Here is a 19,222-nt window from a genome sequence, read left to right as displayed (position 1 = left end):
GGGCTCATTCAAACCATCGCCACTAGCGTGGATCCGTGACGTCGAGTCACGGAGGTGAGCCATGAAACGCATGCTTGCAGGGTTGGCGCTCGCGCTGGGCACGGCGGCGCTGTCGGGCTGCTACTACGACCCCGGCTACAGCTACGTGCGCAGCAACGGCTACCAGGGCGATGCCTACTACGGCGAAGGCCCCGCAGTGATCTACGAGCCGGACTACTACTCCGGCTACTACGGCCCCGGCTGGGGCTACGGCGGTTGCTGCTATGCGCCGGGCGTGAGCGTAGGCATCAGCGGCACCTGGTACCACGATTCCGATCGTTACCGAGGACGCGACCGCGACTGGCGCGGCGAGCGCCACTGGAGCCGCGACGAGCGCGCCCCGGTCGAACGGCGCGGCCGCGGCGACAGGCGCGATTTCCACGACGAAGATCGCCACTGAATGGGCGCCGGCCGCGCGCCGCGGTCGCGGAACACGGGCTTTGGCACAATCGCGGCATGCCGCTTGCGCTCTTCCCGCGGCGCCTCGCGCGCCTGGCCGTCCTCGTTTCATGCCTGCCGCTGGCGGCATGCAGCAGCCTGCGCTACTACGTCCACGTGGCCCATGGCGAGGCATCGCTGCTCATGCACCGACGGCCGATCGCCCGGGTGCTGGGCGATGGCGGCACCGACCCGGCGCTGGCTTCGCGCCTGCGGCTGGCCGAGCAGGCGCGCGCCTTCGCCTCGACGCATTTGGACCTGCCGCGCAATCGCAGTTACACCAGCTACGTCGACCTGCAGCGTCCCTACGTGGCGTGGAACGTGTTCGCCACGCCGCCCTATGCCGTCGAGGCCGTGCCGCAGTGCTTTCCGATCGCCGGTTGCGTGGCCTACCGCGGCTATTTCGATCCGGCCCAGGCGCAGGCACGGGCGGCCCAGTTGAAGGCGCAAGGCGACGACGTGTGGATCGGCCCGGTGCCGGCGTACTCGACCCTGGGCTGGTTCGCCGACCCCATCGTTTCCAGCATGCTGCGCTGGGACGACGACGAACTGGCCAGCACGATCTTCCACGAACTGGCGCACCAGCGGCTTTACGTCAAGGGCGATACCGCCTTCAACGAATCCTTCGCCAGCTTCGTAGGGGAAGAGGGCCTGCGCCAGTGGCGCAAGGCACGCGGCCTGCCGCCACCGGATCCGCACGGGCAGGCGATGGATCGGGACTTCACCGGGCTGGTGCTGGACCTGCGCGGGAGGCTGCAGCGGCTGTATGCGAGCACGCACGATCTGGCGGCGCTGGCGCGCGGCAAGCAGGCACAGATCGAGGCCTTCCGCCGCCGCTACGCCCGCTGGCGCGACACCCGCTGGCCCGGCGACCACCGCTACGACGCCTGGGTCGCCGCGCCGATCAACAACGCGCGGCTGCTCCCCTTCGGCCTGTACGACCGCTGGACCGGCGCTTTCGCCGTACTGTTCGAGCGGGCCGAGGGGCGCTGGGGTGCGTTCTACGCGGCGGCCCGCGCGCTGGCGGGGGAACCCAGGGAGCAACGCGACCGCGCGCTGGATCTTCTGACTGGTGGCACGACTCCCCCCGGCGGCGGCGCCGGCCAATAAACCGCCGTGGAACAGGCGCTGGCCGGATAAGCGCGCGATAAGCCCCAGGCACCAGCATCGGCGGGTCCATCACGGAGAGCCGCCATGAATGCACCGTCCCGCATGCTCGTCGCCCTGTCGCTCGGCCTGCTTTGCGCCACCGCGGTAGGCGAGACCCCCTCTGCCGCCGGCTACCGCGTGCTGCACCGCTACGTATTGGGCGGCGACCAGGGTTGGGATTACCTGGCGTTCGACTCTGCCGCGCAGCGCGTGTACGTGAGCCACGGCGACGAAGTGGTCGTACTCGATGCCGAAGACGGCAAGCCGGTCGGGCGCATCGAGCATCTGGACGGAGTGCACGGCATCGCGCTCGCGCCGGCCCGCCATCGCGGCTGGATCAGCAACGGCCGCAGCGGCGAGGTGACGGTCTTCGACACCGCCACGCTGAAGACGCTGGGCACGCTCAAGGCCAGCGGCGTCAATCCCGACGCGATCCTCTACGACCCGGCCAGCGGGCGCGTATTCACCTTCAACGGGCGCAGCTCCAACGCCACGGCGTTCGATGCCGCCAGCGGCAAGCAGCTCGCCACGATCGCGCTGCCGGGCAAGCCGGAGTTCGCGGTCAGCGATGGCGCCGGCCACATCTGGGCGAACATCGAGGACAAGAGCGAACTGGTCGAAATGGATCCGAAGACCGCCTCGGTCCGCGCGACCTGGTCGCTGGCGCCGTGCCAGTCGCCGTCCGGGCTGGCGATCGACGTGGCGCACAGGCGCCTGTTCTCGGTGTGCGACAACCAGACGATGACGGTGCTGGATGCCGACAGCGGCCGCCACGTGGCGGACGTGCCGATCGGCGAGGGTCCGGATGCCGTTGCCTTCGACAGCCAGCGCGGCCTCATCTTCAGCTCCAACGGCGAAAGCGGCACGCTCACCGTGGTGCACGAGGACGACCCCGACCATTACCGCGTGCTGGCTACCGTGCCCACGCAGACCACGGCGCGTACGCTGGCGCTGGACCCCAAGAGCGGGCACCTGTTCCTCTCGGCGGCCAAGTTCGGGCCGCACACGGAGCAGGGTGGTGAGCACCACCGCCCGCCGGTGCTGCCCGGCAGCTTCACCGTGCTGGAGGTGGGAAAGGGGCCGTGAACCGCTGCCGCCGTCCATGCCGTGGGTATGGGCGGCGGTGGCGTACCACGGGTGCTTGAAAAGCCCCCCGCGAGGAGCATGCGCGGAGCCGGGCTCGGCGCCGCCTCGCCGAACCGGCGAAGTCTGGTGGTCCCCCATGGCTGCCGAGGCGCCATGCCCGACCGTGGCATCGGCTCGCCGCGATCGGACCGGCGCGCGGATAATGCGCGGGACGATCCGGTGCACCGGATCCCATCCGGCGCACGCATGATCATCCAGTCCCTGCTCGACACCGACCTGTACAAGTTCTCGATGATGCAGGTGGTGCTGCACCACTATCCGGCCGCGCAGGTCGAATACCGGTTCAAGTGCCGCAATCCCGGCGTCGACCTGGTGCCCTACATCGAGGAGATCCGTGCCGAGCTCGATGCGCTGTGCCGCCTGCGTTTCACCGCCGAGGAGCTCGACTACCTGCGCGGCTGGCGCTACATCAAAAGCGACTTCGTCGACTTCCTGGGGCTGTTCCAGCTCAATGCCAAATACGTGGATATCGCGCCGGCCCCTTCGGGCACCGGCGAGCTTGAGATCCGCATCGTCGGCCCGTGGCTGCACACCATCCTGTTCGAGGTGCCGCTGCTGGCGATCGTCAACGAGGTGTACTTCCGCAACACCCAGTCGGGCCTGGACCTCGCCGAAGGACGCCGGCGCCTGCACGCGAAGATCGAACTGCTGCGCGGCGAGGACGAGTACGCCGACTGCCGCATCGCCGACTACGGCACGCGCCGGCGCTTTTCGCGCCGGTGGCACGAGGAGGTGGCGCGCACGCTGCGCGATGGCCTGGGCGAGCAACTGGCGGGTACCAGCAACGTATGGCTGGCCTGGAAACTGGGCCTGACGCCGCTGGGCACGCTCGCGCACGAATACCTGCAGGCGCACCAGGCGCTGGGTCCGCGCCTGCGTGATTCACAGCGCGTGGCGCTGGAGACCTGGGCGAAGGAATACCGCGGCGACCTGGGGATCGCGCTGTCGGACGTCTATGGCCTGGACGCCTTCCTGCGCGATTTCGACATGTACTTCTGCAAGCTCTTCGACGGCACCCGCCACGACTCGGGCGACCCGTTCGTCTGGGGCGAGAAGGTGCTGGCCCACTACCGCGCCAACCGCGTCGACCCGCGCAGCAAGATCCTGGTGTTCAGCGACGCGCTGGACCTGCCCCGCGTGATGCAGCTCTACCGCCACTTCCGTGGGCGCTGCCAGCTGGCCTTCGGCGTGGGCACCAACCTCACCAACGACGTGGGTCCCTCGCCGCTGCAGATCGTGATCAAGATGGTCCGTTGCAACGGCCAGCCGGTGGCCAAGCTCAGCGATTCGCCGGGCAAGAACATGTGCGACGACCCGGCCTACGTGGCCTACCTGCGGCAGGTGTTCGACATTCCGCCGGAGGCGTGAGCCTGCGCGGAGTACGCCTGCTACAGGAAGCTGTCGTCACGGGTGGGGCGGGCGCGCAGCGGACGCTGCGGCGCCTCGCGGCAGGCGGAGCGTGCCAGCAGTACCAGGGTGGCGAGCGCGACCAGGGCGCAGATCAGCAGGTCCATCATGGCAGCGTCGCTCCCGGGCGGCGCAGGCGGAAATGACCTTCGCTCATGTGCATATGTGCGCCTCCGCCGGCGTAGACTGCCGCCACGCTACGGAGGCAAATGCATGGGCAGCGTCTACGACTTCACCGCGCGCGACATCGAAGGCCATGACCGGTCGCTGGCCGAATGGCGCGGGCGCTGGCTGCTGATCGTCAACGTCGCCTCCAAGTGCGGCTTCACGCCCCAGTACCAGGGCCTGGAGGCGCTGTGGCAGGCACGCCGGGAACAGGGCCTGACCGTCCTGGGGTTTCCCTGCGACCAGTTCGGGCACCAGGAGCCGGGCGACGAGCAGCAGATCCGCCAGTTCTGCAGCCTCAACTACGAGGTGAGCTTCCCGCTGTTTTCCAAGATCGAGGTCAACGGCGAACACGCCCATCCGCTCTATCGCTGGCTCAAGCGCGAGGGCCGGGGTCTGCTCGGCAGCGAGGCGATCAAGTGGAACTTCACCAAGTTCCTGGTCGACCCGCAGGGCCAGGTGGCGCGGCGCTATGCGCCGACCGACACGCCCGAAAAGATCGGCCGCGACCTGGCGGCCAGGCTGGCCAGCTGAGCCTCCGGCCTCAGGGCGGGGCCGCGCCGGGCTCGCCCAGCTCGGCCAGCCACACCGCGATGGCATCCACGTCGGCGCTGGCCGGCGTTCCCGCCGACGCCGCAACCGCGGCGCCACTGCGCAGGCTGGTGTGACGGGGCTTGCACCTGCAACTGATAGACTGGCCTATCCACCGATCACGAGAACGCCATGCAGATCGCAGACAACACCGTCGCCTCCTTCCACTACACGCTGACCGACGACGAAGGACGCGTCATCGACAGCTCCGAGGGACGCGAGCCGCTGTCCTACCTGCACGGCACCGGGCAGATCGTGCCCGGCCTGGAGAAGGTGATGGCCGGCCGCCAGGCGGGCGACCAGTTCAAGGTCGACGTGTCGCCGGAGGAAGGTTACGGCGTGCGCCAAGCCGAGCTGATGCAGGAAGTGCCGCGCGAGGCGTTCCAGGGCGTGGAGGACATCCAGCCGGGCATGCAGTTCCAGGGCCGCGGACCGCAGGGCGTCATCAACGTCACGGTGGTGCGCGTGGAGCCGGACAAGGTGCACATCGACGGCAACCATCCGCTCGCGGGCCAGACCCTGCATTTCAACGTCGAGGTGACCGACGTGCGCGCGGCCAGCGCGGAAGAGCTCGAGCATGGGCACGTGCACGGCCCGGGCGGCCATCATCACTGAAGTGGTGCCGGCAAAGGCCGCGGATGCGCTCCGCGGCCTTTTTCTTTCACCCGTGGGAACCCGGCGGCGTCAGTACCAATCCAGCAACGACACGCCCAGGCCCAGATACGTGGCGTTGTGGTTGTAGTCGATCAGGCTCTCGCCGTAGCCCTTGAACAGTTCCAGGTAGCCGTGCAGGTTGCCGGCGATCGGGAAGCTCCAGGTGAACTGGCCGGCGCCGTGGCTGCGGCTGCCGCCGCGCAGGGAATGGCGCAGCAGCAGGCTGAACTCCTGGCCGTTCCATTCGCGCACGATCTGCATCTGGCCACGGCCGATGTAGTCGCTGACGTCCGGGTTGTTGTCGTCCGGGCCGCCTTCGGGGATGCGCCACCAGGGTCGCAGCATCAGCGTCCAGCCGTCACGCTCGAAACCGACGTCGGCGACTACGCGGTTCCAACTGCGCGACAGCGGGTTGGAGCGCCCGTTGGACTGGTGGTTGATGCCGATGCCGAGCAGGCGCCCGTCCCAGCCGAACACGTCGTAGTGGGTGTCGAACACCAGCATGGCTTCGGGCTCGTAGTCCGTTTCGCGGAACGGGCGCGAGGTGCGGCTGTTGTAGACCTGCCAGCGCGAGGACTGGGTATAGCCCAGCCACAGGTCGCCGGCATCGCCGAACACGCCCTGCCAGAGCTTGGTCTTGAGGCTGAGCTGGAACTTGCCCTCGATGTTCTGCAATTGCTGCGGCGTGGTCACCGTGTTGAGCGGGTTGGGGCTGTGCGGGCTGGCGTTCTGGTTGCTGGTGGCGAACACCGGCAGCGCATAGACCGGCTTGTAGCCGCGCACGTTGAACGTGCCGAGCTTGGCTTCCGGCGAGAGTTCCCAGCGGCTGTCAAGCAGCGACAGCGGCGCGGCCACCTCCGGGTTGGCCTGGGCCTGGTCGACCGCCGCACGTGAATGGAGGTCGTGGCCGAACACGCTGGGCGTGGTGCCTTTGTCCGTGCGCCTCCTGGGCGCCGGCAGGTTCACGCGGCCGGTGGCGTGGTCGTAGCAGGCCAGCCGTTGCGCGTCGCTCTCGATGGCGGTACAGGCGCGGATGTCCATCGGGCTGGGGTTCTGTGCGCGCACAGCGCAGGCCCATGCGCTGCCGAGCAGTGTGCATGCCACGGTCAGGGTTCGCTTCATGGGGGCAGGCTCCCGGTCGCAAGGGGGCCAGTCTAGCGACGCGGGTCCGGACCGTTGGTGACAAAAAAAGCCGGCCACTGGGGCCGGCGAGGGGGGGAGTGTCGGAAACTCAGTGCGACTTCCACTGATCGTACTCACGCTGGGTGATGCGGCCGTCACGATTGCGGTCGGCGTGCTCGAAGTCGTTGGCCAGCGGTGGATAGCTCGCCGCTTCCTTCATGGTGATGAACTTTTTGCCTTTGGCCAGCTGGCTGAAGTCCGGCGCCGGGCCGGCGTCGGGTGCCGGTGGTATCGAAGACTTGAATTCCACGTTGGCGCCTGCGCCGGCGCTGTTCATGCCGCCGTGGTCGTTCATCCCGCCCTGGTTGCTCATGCCACCCTGGTTGTCCACGCCGCCCTGGGGATTGGCGCCGTTCATGCCGTGGTCCATCTGGCCGGCGGGCGGCGGGGGCGCGCTGGAAGCTGGCGGCGGCATGGTCTGCGGCATGCCCTGGCTGGTCGGCGGCGCGGGTTGCGTGTCGGCCGGATTCGGCGGCGACGGCGGTGTCGGCGGCATGCTCGACTGCGGCGAGCCCGGTGGCATGGGCGCGGTCGGCGGCGGAGGTGCAGGATTGGTCGGGCTCGGCGGCGGCACCGGCTGGTTCTGCGCCAGCAGCGCGCCGGACAACAGCAGCGAACCGGTTGCCAAGGCGGACAGCAGTGGCTTGCGGGGTTTCATCATCGATACTCCATGCCAGAATGCGGGAGCGCGGGCACAGGCGATCGATGGCTGCCGCGCTCCAGGCACGCTAACAAACGGTTTGTAAATGCCGCCTCACACTGCGCGACAGGGTTGCGTGAAGCCAACACCGCCGTTGCCCGCCATTCCGTCCGCTTCCATGCCGCTGAATCCGGCCCAGGCGCGCCGGCTGCACCTGGCCGCGCAGGGCCTGTTGCGCCCGCCCGCGCGACGCGCCCGCCCGGCCGACGTGGTGGCGGCGATCGAGCGTATGCGCCTGCTGCAGATCGACTCGATCCACGTGGTGGCGCGCAGCCCCTACCTGGTGCTGCACTCCCGTCTGGGCGACTACGACAGCTCCTGGCTGGACCGGGCGCTGGCGCAGGGGCGCATTGCCGAGTGCTGGGCGCACGAAGCCTGCTTCGTGCCCGCGGCGGACCTGCCACTGCACCGTGCCTGGCGCGAGCGCGGCGCGCACTGGGCACATCGCCATGCCGAGCGGATGCACCGCGAGCATCGCGCGCAGATGGACGAAATGCTCGAACGCATCCGGACTTCCGGCCCGGTGCGCGCGGCCGATTTTCCGCGCGCGGACCGCGGCGCCAGCGGCTGGTGGGAATGGAAGCCGGAGAAGCGCTGGCTGGAGGCCTGGTTCGCGCTGGGCGAGCTGATGATTCCGCGGCGCGAGCGCTTCCAGCGCGTCTATGACCTGGCCGGGCGCGTGCTGGCCGGCCTCGACCCGCCGTTCGTGCCGAGCGAACTGGACAAAAGCGGGCTACGGCGGCGTTTCATCCTGGACAGCGTACGTGCGCTGGGCATCACGCAGGCGCGCTGGATCGCCGACTACTACCGGCTTAAGCCCGCGGTGGGCGAGGCGGAGCTGGCGCCGCTGGTCGCCACGGGCGAGTTGCTGGCGGTGCCCGTGCGCGGCTGGGACGCGCCCGGCTACGTGCATCGGGAGCATGCGCCGCTGTTGGCGATGGCGCGGTCGGGCCGGCTGCGGGCGACCCATACCGCCCTGCTCTCGCCGTTCGATCCGCTGGTGTGGGATCGCGCCCGTGCCCAGGCCATGTTCGATTTCGAGTACGCGATCGAGTGTTATACGCCCGCCCTCCGGCGGCGCTACGGGTACTTCGTCCTGCCGTTGTTGTCACGCGGCAGCCTGGTCGGTCGGCTGGATGCCAAAGCGCACCGGGACGAGGGCGTGTTCGAGGTCAAGGCGCTGTTCCTGGAGCCTGGCCAGGCGGTCGCGCCGCGCCTGGTGGCGGACCTTGCCGAAGCGATTGCGCGCACCGCGTCCTGGCACGGTACGCCCACGATCCACCTCGAGCGCACCGAGCCGGCGGCGCTGGGGCGCGCGTTGCGTGCACAATGGAAGGCATCCGGCGCGGCGTGCTAGAGCGCGATCGCCGCGGCTGCGTCTGTCGGGACTAGGGATTCCCGTCGGACTGGCTGCTCGGCGCGGCCGGGCTGCCGGCGCAGGATTTGCCGTGCAGCGCCTCGCGCAACTGGCTGGCCAGCGAATTGCAGCGGGCCGCCAGATTGGGGCGGATCTGCGGATCCTGCGAGTCGCGCAGCAGGCTGGTTCGCATGGCCTCGTAACGGGGCTGGATCTGGTCAGGCTTATAGATCGCGGCGGCGCGATGGCAGGCCACGTAGCTGGCGAGGTAGTCATCGCAGGCAGGGATGCCGGTGTTTTCCGGCAATTCGGCGGCCGGTTCGGTGGTGGCGCCGGCATGGCGTTCGCCGCGCGGGGCACGGACCTGGCCATTGCGCTCACCCGCCTGGGTGCCTGGTTGCGGCTGGCTTTCGGACGCCGCCTGCGGACGGCTGCCGGCGGCCGTGGCGGGGCGGGCCGGATGGCTGGCGCATCCGGCCAGCAGCAGGCCGGCACCTAGCAGGAGGATGGTCAGGCGCGGAAGGGCAGGCTTCATGGCTGGATTTCCTCAGGCAACACAGTGGCCGATGCGCTGGCGGTCTGGACACTAGACAAACGGCGTCGTGAAGAAAATCTGAAATCCGACCGGTCGTGGAACCGGCCCGCTTGTTCAGCTTGGCGGTCGCGCGGGGGTTCGGTACCGGCTATCATGCGTGCACTGTGTTTGCCGGGGTCACCAGAGTTTTGTGGCCCGATGCCGCCGATCACGATCTGCGCTTCATCGATTCACCCCTAGGGTTTTCCTTGCACACCAGTAAGTCGGCCCCGCATGTCGCGGCGGTCGAGTCTCTTTGAAAAACCTACGGAGTGTTTCATGTCTGATCGTCAGATGGGTATGGTCAAGTGGTTCAATGACGCCAAGGGCTTCGGCTTCATCAGCCGCGACAACGGCCCGGACGTGTTCGTGCATTTCCGCGCCATCAGCGGTACCGGCTTCAAGAGCCTGCAGGAAGGCCAGAAGGTGAGCTTCAAGGTCGTGCAGGGCCAGAAGGGCCTGCAGGCCGACGAGGTCCTCCCGGCCTAAGGCGGTTTGCCGCAGAGCCTAGAAAGCCGGGCAGCGATGCCCGGCTTTTTTTATGCCGCCGGGCGGGCCATTGGGCATGGCTTGCTTTTACCTAAATTCCGTTATGCTTGAGCCACTGTGTCTGCTCGGTCCACGTGCGTGCCCCGAGGCAGGATTCCCGAATCACGCCTCGCTCCACCCGCTCCCTGCATGCCCAGTAAGCCGTCGGCCAAAGGGGAGGTCGACTTGTCTCAGCATCGTGCAGAACGGAGTGAGTCATGTCGGATCGTGAAATTGGCACCGTCAAATGGTTCAACGACGCCAAGGGCTTCGGCTTCATCAGCCGGGAGAGTGGCCCCGACGTCTTCGTGCATTTCCGCGCGATCAGCGGAACGGGCTTCAAGAGCCTGAAGGAAGGCCAGAAGGTGAGCTTCAAGGTGGTGCAGGGCCAGAAGGGCCTGCAGGCCGACGAAGTCGCTCCGGCCTGAGGGCGGAGCGAACGTTTGCCAAAGGCCGGCGCAAGCCGGCCTTTTTTTGTGCGCACGCCGCCGCTTCGCTTAGCCTTTGCCCTTTGCGCGGAGAGCCAATGGAAGCCAACCGGGACGAACCTGCGCGCACGCTGCGCGTAACCGCAGGCGACGGTGCCACCAGCCAGCTGCTGCTGGTCGGTCCGCCCGATGCGTCGCGTTGGCTGTACTGGCTGCCGGCGATGGGTGTGCCGGCGAAGCACTACCTGCCGCTGGCGCAGGCGCTGGCCGCTCGGGGCACGGCGGTGGCACTGCACGAGTGGCGCGGCAACGGTTCCAGCGACCGGCGTGCGGGTCGCGGCCAGGACTGGAGCTACCGCACGCTGCTGCACGACGACCTCCCGGCCGGACTCGCCGCCGCGCGCGCGGCCTGGCCGCGGACGCCTTGTTGGATGGGTGGCCACAGCCTGGGCGGCCAATTGGCGGCGCTGCACGTGGGCATGCAGCCGGAGCAGGCGGCGGGGCTGGTGCTGGTGGCGAGCGGCGCGCCGTACTGGCGCAGGTTCCGCCATGCGTGGTTGATCGGCGCCGCCTACGTGGCGGCGCCGGCGCTGGCGGGCGCATTGGGCCATTTCCCGGGGCGGCGCATCGGCTTCGGCGGCAACGAGGCGCGTGGCGTGATCCGCGACTGGGCACGCAGCGGACGCACGGGCCGCTACGCGGCGCAAGGCTTGGGCGACCTGGAAGCGGGCATGGCGAGCTTCGGTGGCGCGGTGCTCGCGCTGCGCCTGCGCGACGACTGGCTGGGGCCGGCCGCGTCGCTGGAGTGGCTGCTCGGCAAGCTGCCCGGCGCGCAGGTCACGCGCGAGCTTCTGACGCCGCAGGATCTGCAGGCGAAGGCCGACCACTTCAGCTGGATGAAAACGCCCCAGGTGGTGGCCGCACGCATCGCCGATTGGCTGGATCGGGCCCCGTAGAAAATTGTGGCCGTGGCGCAACCGTTTACAGTGCGATCGAGGCGGGCACGGACTGTGATGATCAGGCGCCACGGGCGGTGTGGACTGCCGCGCGGGCAGGGCCATAATGCCCCACCGCCATCCGGGAGGCTGCCATGTCCGCGTCGAACCGCCTGCGCCTGAGCCTGCTCGGCCCCATTCCTTCCCACGCACGCATGCCGGATCGTCCAGGGCTCGGACAGAGCCTGCTGGCGCTCGCCATGATCGGGCTCGGAGTGCGTGGATGCCTCTACGGCGATCTTGCCGGCGTATGGCAGCACTTGCCGATCGCGCACCTGTCGGCCGAAGCCGCCATCGCGCTGGCGGTCGCCCTGCTGGAGCTGGCCTGCGGGTTCGGCCTGCTGCTACGCCGCACGGCGCCGATGGCCGCCTTGGTGCTGGTCGCGCTGCTTGCGCTGTGGACGCTGCTGCTGAAGCTGCCGGGCCTGGTCGCGATGCCCGGCATGGAGGCGACCTGGCTGGGCGTGGCCGAGATCAGCCTGATCCTTGCCGGCGGCTGGACGCTGATGGCGCTGCACGGTCGGCGCCCGGGCGGCAGTCGCGGGGCGCGGCTGCTGTTCGCGCTCTCGCTGCTGCCGATCGGGCTGGCGCATTTCGTCTATGCGCCGCAGACGGTCGCGCTGATGCCCGCATGGCTGCCCTGGCACCTGGGCTGGGCCTGGTTCACCGGAGCGGCGAGCCTGGCGGCCGCCGCCGCGGTGATGCTCGGCTTGCTGCCGCGCTTGGCGGTGGCGCTGGAGGCAGCGATGCTGAGCATCATCACGCTCGTCATCTGGCTTCCGCGCCTGATCGCCGCGCCGGGCAACGACAACTGGACCGCCTTCCTGATGTCCTCGGCGATCGCCTGCGGCGCATGGGCCGTGCTGGACGGCTACCGTGACGCGCCGCTGTGGGCCTTGGCCAGGCCTTTGCCGCTGGTGCCGCAGCCCCTTTCGCAGCAAGCCTGAGGTCCGGAGAGCGCGTCGCGCCGGCCGCGTTCCTTCGCCATGGGCTCTTGAAGGATCGCCCGCGCGTCGTCATCTCGTGGGCTCTTTCCTGCAGGATCGCCGCGTGGAACTGTTCACTCCCTTCGCACAGCGCAGCCTGACGCTGCGCAACCGCATCGTCGTCTCGCCGATGTGCCAGTACTCGGCCACCGATGGCTTGCCGGATGACTGGCACCTCGTGCACCTTGGCAGCCGCGCCGTCGGCGGCTCGGCGGCAGTGGTCGCCGAGGCGACTTCGGTATCACCCGAGGGGCGCATCTCGCCCGGCGACACCGGCATCTGGAACGAGGCGCAGGTCGAGGCCTGGCGCCCGATCGCCGCGTTCATCCGCAGCCAGCACGCGGTAGCCGGCGTGCAGCTCGCGCATGCCGGGCGCAAGGCCAGCGCACGCGCGCCCTGGGAGGGTGGTGGCGCGCTGTCGGCGGGGCAGGGCGCATGGACCACCGTGGCGCCTTCGGCGATCGCCTTCGATGAAGGCTGGCACGTGCCGCTGGCGCTGGACGAGGCCGGCTTGCGCAAGGTCGTGGCGGATTTCCGCGCCGCCGCACAGCGCGCGCTGGAGGCCGGCTTCGAGCTGATCGAGGTGCACGCGGCGCACGGCTACCTGCTGCACCAGTTCCTGTCGCCGCTCAGCAACCACCGCACGGATGCCTATGGCGGCAGCTTCGAAAACCGCACGCGGCTGCTGCGCGAGGTGCTGGCGGCGGTGCGCGAGGTGTGGCCGGAGCGTCTGCCGCTGTGGTTGCGCGTCTCCGCGACGGACTGGGCCGAGGGCGGCTGGGACGTCGAACAGAGCGTGCGGCTGGCGCGCGAGGTCAAGCCGCTGGGCGTGGACCTCATCGATGTGTCCAGCGGCGGCCTGGTGCCGCACGTGAAGATCCCCGTCGGCCCCGGCTACCAGGTGCCCTTTGCCGCGCGTCTTCGCCGCGAGGCGGGCATCGCCACCGGCGCCGTGGGGCTCATCACCGATGCCGCGCAGGCCGCCAGCATCGTCGAAGACGGGCAGGCGGATCTGGTGCTGATCGCCCGCGAGAGCCTGCGCGATCCCTACTTTCCTCGCCGCGCCGCGCAGGAGCTGGGAGCCTCGCTGGAGGCGCCATTACAGTACCGGCGCGCCTGGTAGCGTCCGGAGCCTTGAACCGGGCATGCCGGCGGCGCAGGCTTGAGCTTCCCGTCTGCCGGGCGTTCCGCCGCCATGTCCGAGTTCACCAGCTTCCGCCAGTTCTACCCGTTCTATCTGAACGAGCATCGCAATCCGACCTGCCGCCGGCTCCATTTCGCCGGCAGCACGCTGGTGTTGCTGGTGATCGTGGCGGCGATCGTGACGCGCGATGCGCGCTGGCTGTGGCTCGCGCCGCTGGCGGGCTACGGTTTTGCCTGGGTCGGCCATTTCGTCTTCGAGAAGAACCGCCCCGCCACCTTCCGCCATCCGCTCTACAGCCTGGCCGGGGACTGGGTGATGTACTGGCAGATCCTGCGTCGCCGGCAACGTATGTAGTGCTCAGGCGCCCCGCGCCTGGTCCTGCTCGCTCAGCCAATCACGGTAGTTGCGCAGCTTGTCGAGCTGGAAGCGTGAGACGTCCTCGATCAACGCCAAGTTGCGTCCGGCCGTGGGCGGAGCCTAGCGATACCGCTGGTGGCAGGACTCGCAGGCATCACCGACCGGCTTGATCGCCTGGGCCAGTGCGGCGCAATCGGTGGGGTGCGCCTGTACCGCGCCCTGCAGCGCGGTGCGCAGCCGGCCGGCGTGGTCGACGAAATCCTGTTCCGCGCCCGGGAACGCGTCGGCGATGTCGGCCGAGGTCGACTGCAGGCGCAGCAGGTGGTCGTTCACCTGCGCCGCGTCGCATTGCTTGGCCTTCACCGACTGGCTCAGTGCGCCCATGTGATGGCCCATCACGGTCATCACCGCATGCGGCATGGGATTGCGGTTGCCCAGCGCCTTCATGGCGAACACCGTGCCGAGGGCACCGATGACCAGGCCGAGCAGGATGAGCAACGCGGAACGTGCATTCATGGGGAGGCCGTCGTCTTGGTTGGAACGGCCAGAATACCGAAGCGTCGCCCGCTTTCGTAGCCGTAAAATGAGCTTTTCCGCGTAGGAAACCGCACGTGATGGAAGGCAGTCTGCACCCCGCCACCTGGCAGTCCGCGTGAGCGGCCCGCACTACCCGGTCGAGCGCTTCGAGGGCGTCGAGCGCCTGTACGGGCGCGGCACGATCGAGCGCCTGATGGACGCCCACGTCTGCGTGATCGGCATCGGCGGGGTCGGCTCCTGGGCGGTCGAGGCGCTGGCGCGCAGCGGCGTGGGCCGGCTGACCCTCATCGACGCCGACGAGGTGTGCGTGTCCAACGCCAACCGCCAGCTGCACGCGCTGGACGGGCAGTGGGGCAAGCCCAAGGTCGGCGTGATGGCCGAGCGCGCCCATGCGATCAACCCGCGCATCCGGCTCGAGGCGATCGAGCGCTTCCTCACCACCGCCACGCTGGAGGAGCTGCTGGACCGCGGCTACGACGTGGTGCTGGATGCCTGCGATGCCTTCCGCGTCAAGCTGGAGGCGATCGCCTGGTGCCGGCGGCGCAAGCTGCCGATGGTGACGGTCGGCTCGGCCGGCGGGCGCACCGACCCGACGCAGATCCGCGTGCGCGACCTCTCCCGCACCGAGCATGACGCGATGTTCAGCCTGATCCGCAAGAAGCTTCGGCAGGATTTCCATTTTCCGCGCAACCCGGACCGCTACTTCGGCGTGTCGGCGGTCTATTCGCTGCAGAACGTGCAATACCCGCAGCCGGACGGCTCGGTCTGCGGCCTGCGCCCGCCCGGCGGCGACTCGCTCAACCTGGCCTGCGGCGGCGGCCTAGGCGCGGCCACGCACATCACGGGCGCGTTCGCCTTTGCGGCGGTGGGCAAGGTGCTGGAGAAGCTGCTGGAGAAGTAGCTCCGGCTTTTCTTCCTCTCCCCTCCGGGGAGAGGATCGAGGTGAGGGGCCGGGGCTCGCGGGGGAGCCGTCGGGCTCGTGCGGGACTTGTCCGCAAGAGCGGCCCCTCACCCCAACCCTCTCCCCCATCTTTGGTAGGGGCAGGGGGAGAGGGAGCAAATCACCAGCCCATGTAATGCCCGCCGTTGATCGCCAGGTTCGCACCGGTGATCCAGCTGGCCTCGTCGGTGGTGAAGAACGCCACTGCGTGCGCGATCTCCTCGGGCCTGCCCAGCCGGCCGATCGGGATCTGCGCGACGATCTTCTCGCGCACCTCCTCGGGCACCGCCATCACCATGTCGGTGCCCACATAGCCCGGCGACACGGTGTTGACGGTGATGCCGAACTTCGCGTTCTCCTGCGCGAGCGAGATGGTGAAGCCATGCATGCCGGCCTTGGCCGCGGCGTAGTTGGCCTGGCCGTACTGGCCTTTCTGGCCGTTGATGGAACTGATCTGCACGATGCGGCCCCACTTGCGCGCGCGCATGCCTTCGATCACCGGGCGGGTGACGTTGAAGCAGGCGTTCAAATTGGTGTTCACCACCTCGGTCCACTGCTGGTAGCTCATCTTGTGGAAGGTGGTGTCGCGGGTGATGCCGGCATTGTTGACCAGGATATCGACCGGGCCGCATTCCTCTTCCACCGAGCGCACCATCGCTTCGGCGTCGACCGGATCGGCCACGTCGCCGCGCACCATGCACACCTCGATGCCTTCGGCGGCCATCGCGGTGCGCCAGGCCTCGGCCTTGGCGGCGTCGCGGTAGTTGGTGGCGACGCGGTGCCCCTGGCGCGCCAGGTAGCGGACGATGGCGGTGCCGATGCCGCCGGTACCACCGGTAACCAGTGCGGTGCGTGGGTTCATTGCCAGAGTTCCCGAATCAGGGCGGCGACTGCCGCCGCCTGCCTGCATGTATACCCCAAGTTTGTGACACCTGCCGTGGGCGGCGCGCGTGAAGTCAGGCCGGGCGCGTTGCCGCATGCGGCAGGCACGCCGGCTCGAAGCCGTCGAGCGCGGCTGCCAGCAGCGCCTGCGGGGTGGATGAGGTCGCGGACGTCTGGACGTCCAGGAACGCCAGCGCCCGGCGCAGCGCGGGCATCGGGTCGGCCGGGTTCAGCGGATGCGCCTGTTCGGACTTGGACAGCTTGCGCCCCCCGGCGTCCAGCGCCAGCGGCAGGTGGCGATAGCCGGGCGTGGGCAGCGACAGGCAACGCTGCAGCCAGATCTGCCGCGGCGTCGAATCGAGCAGATCGTTGCCGCGCACCACTTCGGTGACGCCCTGGAAGGCGTCGTCCACCACGCAGGCGAGGTGATAGGCGTAGAAGCCCTCGACCCGGCGGATCACGAAGTCGCCGGCCTCGTCACGCAGGTTCTGCCGCTGGCGGCCCTGCAAGGCGTCATCGAAGGCGATCGTGACGTCCGGCACGCGCAGCCGCCAGGCCGGCGGGCGCGCCGGTTGCGGGCGCGCGATGCAATGCCCGTCGCGATGGATGCCGCCCGCTTCGGCCAGCTGCGTCCGACTGCACCAGCAGGGGAAAACCAGGTCCGCTGCCCGCAACCGTTCGAACGCCTCGTCGTAGGCCGCCCGCCGCTGCGACTGGAACAACGGCGGCGCATCGGCCGCCAGCCCGAACGCAGGCAGCGCCGCCAGGATCGCCTGAGCCGAGCCTGCCGCTTCGCGCGGCGGGTCGATGTCGTCCACCCGCAGCAGCCATTGGCCGCCCGCGTGGCGGGCGCACAGCCAGCTGCCCACCGCGGCCACCAGCGAGCCGAAGTGCAGCAGGCCGGTGGGAGAAGGAGCGAAGCGGCCGCGGTAGTTCATGCGGGGGAGTTTACGGTGCGGGCAGTCCGGTTCACTTGCCCGAAACGCCTCCGGCGCGAGCATCCCTTCATCCTTGGACCGGCGCTCCCCAGGAGGTTTTCCCATGGCCACTTCCATTCAAGGCCACGACGACCCGCGCGAACATACCCGCAAGATCAAGGGCATGCTGCGCGAGGCGATGGACCATGTCCGCCAGGACGTGGCCCAGGTGTCCGACCCGAAAGCGCAGGCCTTGTTCGAGACTTCGGCCGAGGTGCTGGGCGGCCTGATCACCGCCTATGAGCACTTCGAGCAACGCAGCGAGGACGCCTGGCGCTGAGCCAGGTCGCCGCGGATGACATCGCAGGGCGCACGCCCGAGCTCCGGCGAGGTGGCCGACCCAGGCCGCCGCCGCTGTATGGGGAGCGCAGGCATCGCCCTGGTCGGCGGTATCGCGGCCGCCGCGCCGCTGGCGGCCCTGGCCGACGGGCCGAAGTCCACCGACGTGCTCGCCGTGGAGGACCTGATGCGCGAGCACGGCGTATTGCGTCGGGCTTTGCTGGTCTATGCCCGGGCGGCCAGCCTGCTGCAACACCAGCGGGCGGTTCCGCTCGAACCCCTGCGTCGGACGGCCGAACTGTTCCGCCGCTTCGGCGAGGATTACCACGAGCACGCGCTGGAGGAGGCGCACGTGTTTCCCGCCGTGGTCGCAGCCGGCGGCCGAGCGGCGACGATTTGCCGCACCCTGGCGGAGCAGCATCGGCGCGGCCGACAGATCACCGATTACGTCCTGGCCGTCGGTGCAGGCGGCATCGGCCGTTCCGCGATGGCGCCGCTGGCAGGTGCGCTGGACGGTCTGGTGCGCATGTACCAGCACCACACCGCGATCGAGGACACGGTGGTCTTTCCCGCCTGGAAACGGACGCTTGCGCCGGCCCGCTACAGCGAGCTGTCCGACCAGTTCGAGGCGCTGGAAAAGCGCATGTTCGGCCATGACGGCTTCGAGGACGCGGTCGGCCGCATCGGCGCCATCGAACAGGCCTTCGGGCTGGCCGATCTCGCCGCGCTGACGGCCCCGCCACCGCCCCCGATCCTCCGCTGAGCCGCGCCGGCGCGCAAGGCGGGTCCGGCTCTTGAAACTAATACACGTCGCCCCGAGTCTCAGCCCGTGGCGCGAGCCACTTTTTTCATGACTGCCAAAGAGACAGCCGTGCGTCGAATCGTCCTTTTCCTTGCCACCAATATCGCCGTCCTCCTGCTGCTGAGCGTGGTCTGCCGGATCTTCGGCATCGACCAGTGGGCCGCTGCCCACGGCTACGGCGGCATGACCGGCTTGCTCGTCTATGCCGCCGTGTTCGGCATGGGCGGCGCCTTCATCTCCCTGGCGATGTCCAAGACCATCGCCAAGTACTCCACCGGCGCGCAAGTGATCGAGCAGCCGCGCAACGAGACCGAGCGCTGGCTGCTCGACACCGTGCGCCACCATGCGCAGAACGCCGGCATCGGCATGCCCGAGGTGGCCATCTATGACGCGCCGGAGATGAACGCCTTCGCCACCGGCATGACCAAGAACAGCTCGCTGGTGGCGGTCAGTTCCGGCCTCCTGCAGCAGATGGACCGCGAGCAGGTCTCTGCCGTGCTCGGCCACGAGATCGGCCATGTCGCCAACGGCGACATGGTCACCCTGACCCTGATCCAGGGCGTGCTCAACACGCTGGTGATCCTGGCCGCGCGCGTGGTCGGCAACCTGGTCGACAGCTGGCTCTCGGGCGGGCGCGACAACCGCGGCGGCAGCGGCATCGGCTACTTCGTCACCGTGATGGTGCTGCAGGTGGTGTTCGGCCTGTTCGCCTCGATGATCGTGGCGGCGTTCTCGCGCTGGCGCGAGTTCCGCGCCGACCGCGCCGGCGCGCAGTTCGCCGGCCGCGGCGCCATGATCTCCGCGCTGCAGCGGCTCAAGGGCGACCACGGCGAGACCACGCTGCCCAAGGCCATGGCCGCCTTCGGCATCTCCGGGCACATGGCCGCCGGCCTGCAGCGCCTGTTCATGAGCCACCCGCCGCTGGACGAGCGCATCGCTGCGCTGCAGGCGGCTCGATAAGCAAA

General features: G+C 69.1%; 24 protein-coding genes. 17 read left to right on the top strand and 7 right to left on the bottom strand.

Annotation, left to right across the window (positions count from 1 at the left end):
- Positions 1-61: 61 nt before the first annotated feature.
- From VGU03_RS03775 to pncB, 4 genes are all read left to right on the top strand, one after another.
- Positions 62-439, top strand: a complete 378-nt coding sequence (locus tag VGU03_RS03775) for a hypothetical protein (protein ID WP_327478777.1) — start codon at positions 62-64, stop codon at positions 437-439.
- A gap of 56 nt (positions 440-495) precedes the next feature.
- On the top strand, positions 496-1,587 hold the full coding sequence (locus VGU03_RS03770; RefSeq protein WP_327478775.1) for an aminopeptidase: 1,092 nt from the start codon (positions 496-498) through the stop codon (positions 1,585-1,587).
- Between the two features lie 84 nt (positions 1,588-1,671).
- Positions 1,672-2,712: a YncE family protein gene (locus VGU03_RS03765; RefSeq protein WP_327478774.1), complete on the top strand. Its 1,041-nt coding sequence runs from the start codon at positions 1,672-1,674 to the stop codon at positions 2,710-2,712.
- Between the two features lie 246 nt (positions 2,713-2,958).
- Positions 2,959-4,140 carry a nicotinate phosphoribosyltransferase gene (gene pncB, locus VGU03_RS03760; protein ID WP_327478773.1) on the top strand — a complete coding sequence of 394 codons (1,182 nt, stop codon included), beginning with the start codon at positions 2,959-2,961 and terminating at the stop codon, positions 4,138-4,140.
- A gap of 20 nt (positions 4,141-4,160) precedes the next feature.
- Here pncB and VGU03_RS03755 read toward each other — a convergent pair whose 3' ends face one another.
- Positions 4,161-4,289, bottom strand: coding sequence for a hypothetical protein (locus tag VGU03_RS03755; RefSeq protein WP_327478771.1), 129 nt, complete (start codon positions 4,287-4,289; stop codon positions 4,161-4,163).
- Positions 4,290-4,392: 103 nt separating this feature from the next.
- On the opposite strand from VGU03_RS03755, the gene VGU03_RS03750 reads away from it, so the two are divergent.
- Both VGU03_RS03750 and VGU03_RS03745 read left to right on the top strand, forming a co-directional pair.
- Positions 4,393-4,878, top strand: coding sequence for a glutathione peroxidase (locus VGU03_RS03750; RefSeq protein ID WP_327478770.1), 486 nt, complete (start codon positions 4,393-4,395; stop codon positions 4,876-4,878).
- Positions 4,879-5,067: 189 nt separating this feature from the next.
- The gene (locus VGU03_RS03745; RefSeq protein WP_327478768.1) at positions 5,068-5,550 is read left to right on the top strand and encodes a peptidylprolyl isomerase; all 483 of its coding nucleotides are present in this window, start codon (positions 5,068-5,070) and stop codon (positions 5,548-5,550) included.
- A 69-nt stretch (positions 5,551-5,619) separates the two neighbouring features.
- On the opposite strand, the gene VGU03_RS03740 is transcribed toward VGU03_RS03745, so the two are convergent.
- Entirely contained in the window at positions 5,620-6,711 is a 1,092-nt protein-coding gene (locus tag VGU03_RS03740; RefSeq protein ID WP_414655928.1) for a phospholipase A, read from the bottom strand.
- A gap of 109 nt (positions 6,712-6,820) precedes the next feature.
- Positions 6,821-7,432: a hypothetical protein gene (locus tag VGU03_RS03735; RefSeq protein WP_327478767.1), complete on the bottom strand. Its 612-nt coding sequence runs from the start codon at positions 7,430-7,432 to the stop codon at positions 6,821-6,823.
- Between the two features lie 157 nt (positions 7,433-7,589).
- On the opposite strand from VGU03_RS03735, the gene VGU03_RS03730 reads away from it, so the two are divergent.
- Positions 7,590-8,828 carry a winged helix-turn-helix domain-containing protein gene (locus tag VGU03_RS03730; protein WP_327478766.1) on the top strand — a complete coding sequence of 413 codons (1,239 nt, stop codon included), beginning with the start codon at positions 7,590-7,592 and terminating at the stop codon, positions 8,826-8,828.
- Positions 8,829-8,859: 31 nt separating this feature from the next.
- Here VGU03_RS03730 and VGU03_RS03725 read toward each other — a convergent pair whose 3' ends face one another.
- Positions 8,860-9,363: a hypothetical protein gene (locus VGU03_RS03725; RefSeq protein WP_327478764.1), complete on the bottom strand. Its 504-nt coding sequence runs from the start codon at positions 9,361-9,363 to the stop codon at positions 8,860-8,862.
- A 318-nt stretch (positions 9,364-9,681) separates the two neighbouring features.
- On the opposite strand from VGU03_RS03725, the gene VGU03_RS03720 reads away from it, so the two are divergent.
- From VGU03_RS03720 to VGU03_RS03695, 6 genes are all read left to right on the top strand, one after another.
- On the top strand, positions 9,682-9,891 hold the full coding sequence (locus tag VGU03_RS03720; RefSeq protein ID WP_327478762.1) for a cold-shock protein: 210 nt from the start codon (positions 9,682-9,684) through the stop codon (positions 9,889-9,891).
- A 257-nt stretch (positions 9,892-10,148) separates the two neighbouring features.
- Positions 10,149-10,358: a cold-shock protein gene (locus VGU03_RS03715; protein WP_091333775.1), complete on the top strand. Its 210-nt coding sequence runs from the start codon at positions 10,149-10,151 to the stop codon at positions 10,356-10,358.
- A 98-nt stretch (positions 10,359-10,456) separates the two neighbouring features.
- Positions 10,457-11,314 carry an alpha/beta fold hydrolase gene (locus VGU03_RS03710; RefSeq protein ID WP_327478761.1) on the top strand — a complete coding sequence of 286 codons (858 nt, stop codon included), beginning with the start codon at positions 10,457-10,459 and terminating at the stop codon, positions 11,312-11,314.
- Positions 11,315-11,448: 134 nt separating this feature from the next.
- Entirely contained in the window at positions 11,449-12,300 is an 852-nt protein-coding gene (locus VGU03_RS03705) for a hypothetical protein (RefSeq protein ID WP_327478759.1), read from the top strand.
- Between the two features lie 103 nt (positions 12,301-12,403).
- Complete coding sequence (locus tag VGU03_RS03700) at positions 12,404-13,462, top strand: NADH:flavin oxidoreductase/NADH oxidase (RefSeq protein WP_327478757.1); 1,059 nt, start codon at positions 12,404-12,406, stop codon at positions 13,460-13,462.
- 72 nt (positions 13,463-13,534) lie between these two features.
- Positions 13,535-13,837: a DUF962 domain-containing protein gene (locus tag VGU03_RS03695; protein WP_327478755.1), complete on the top strand. Its 303-nt coding sequence runs from the start codon at positions 13,535-13,537 to the stop codon at positions 13,835-13,837.
- Between the two features lie 123 nt (positions 13,838-13,960).
- Here the strand turns inward: VGU03_RS03695 and VGU03_RS03690 are convergent, their stop codons facing one another.
- Entirely contained in the window at positions 13,961-14,356 is a 396-nt protein-coding gene (locus VGU03_RS03690; protein WP_327478753.1) for a cytochrome c, read from the bottom strand.
- 136 nt (positions 14,357-14,492) lie between these two features.
- Here VGU03_RS03690 and VGU03_RS03685 point away from each other — a divergent pair, with 136 nt between their 5' ends.
- On the top strand, positions 14,493-15,278 hold the full coding sequence (locus tag VGU03_RS03685; RefSeq protein ID WP_327478751.1) for a tRNA threonylcarbamoyladenosine dehydratase: 786 nt from the start codon (positions 14,493-14,495) through the stop codon (positions 15,276-15,278).
- A 160-nt stretch (positions 15,279-15,438) separates the two neighbouring features.
- Here VGU03_RS03685 and phbB read toward each other — a convergent pair whose 3' ends face one another.
- On the bottom strand, positions 15,439-16,179 hold the full coding sequence (gene phbB, locus VGU03_RS03680; protein WP_327478749.1) for an acetoacetyl-CoA reductase: 741 nt from the start codon (positions 16,177-16,179) through the stop codon (positions 15,439-15,441).
- Positions 16,180-16,273: 94 nt separating this feature from the next.
- Complete coding sequence (gene gluQRS, locus VGU03_RS03675) at positions 16,274-17,137, bottom strand: tRNA glutamyl-Q(34) synthetase GluQRS (RefSeq protein WP_327478747.1); 864 nt, start codon at positions 17,135-17,137, stop codon at positions 16,274-16,276.
- 103 nt (positions 17,138-17,240) lie between these two features.
- On the opposite strand from gluQRS, the gene VGU03_RS03670 reads away from it, so the two are divergent.
- The 3 genes from VGU03_RS03670 to htpX all read left to right on the top strand — a co-directional run bounded on the left by VGU03_RS03670 (position 17,241) and on the right by htpX (position 19,217).
- Positions 17,241-17,456, top strand: a complete 216-nt coding sequence (locus VGU03_RS03670) for a hypothetical protein (protein WP_327478745.1) — start codon at positions 17,241-17,243, stop codon at positions 17,454-17,456.
- A gap of 15 nt (positions 17,457-17,471) precedes the next feature.
- Entirely contained in the window at positions 17,472-18,218 is a 747-nt protein-coding gene (locus tag VGU03_RS03665) for a hemerythrin domain-containing protein (RefSeq protein WP_327478743.1), read from the top strand.
- A 108-nt stretch (positions 18,219-18,326) separates the two neighbouring features.
- On the top strand, positions 18,327-19,217 hold the full coding sequence (htpX, locus tag VGU03_RS03660; RefSeq protein WP_327478741.1) for a protease HtpX: 891 nt from the start codon (positions 18,327-18,329) through the stop codon (positions 19,215-19,217).
- Positions 19,218-19,222: the final 5 nt, after the last annotated feature.

Source organism: Frateuria sp. (assembly GCF_035944355.1).
Taxonomy (GTDB): Bacteria; Pseudomonadota; Gammaproteobacteria; order Xanthomonadales; family Rhodanobacteraceae; genus Frateuria_A.
Note: the sequence above shows the minus strand (reverse complement) of the source record. Positions and strands in the feature narration are given on the sequence as shown.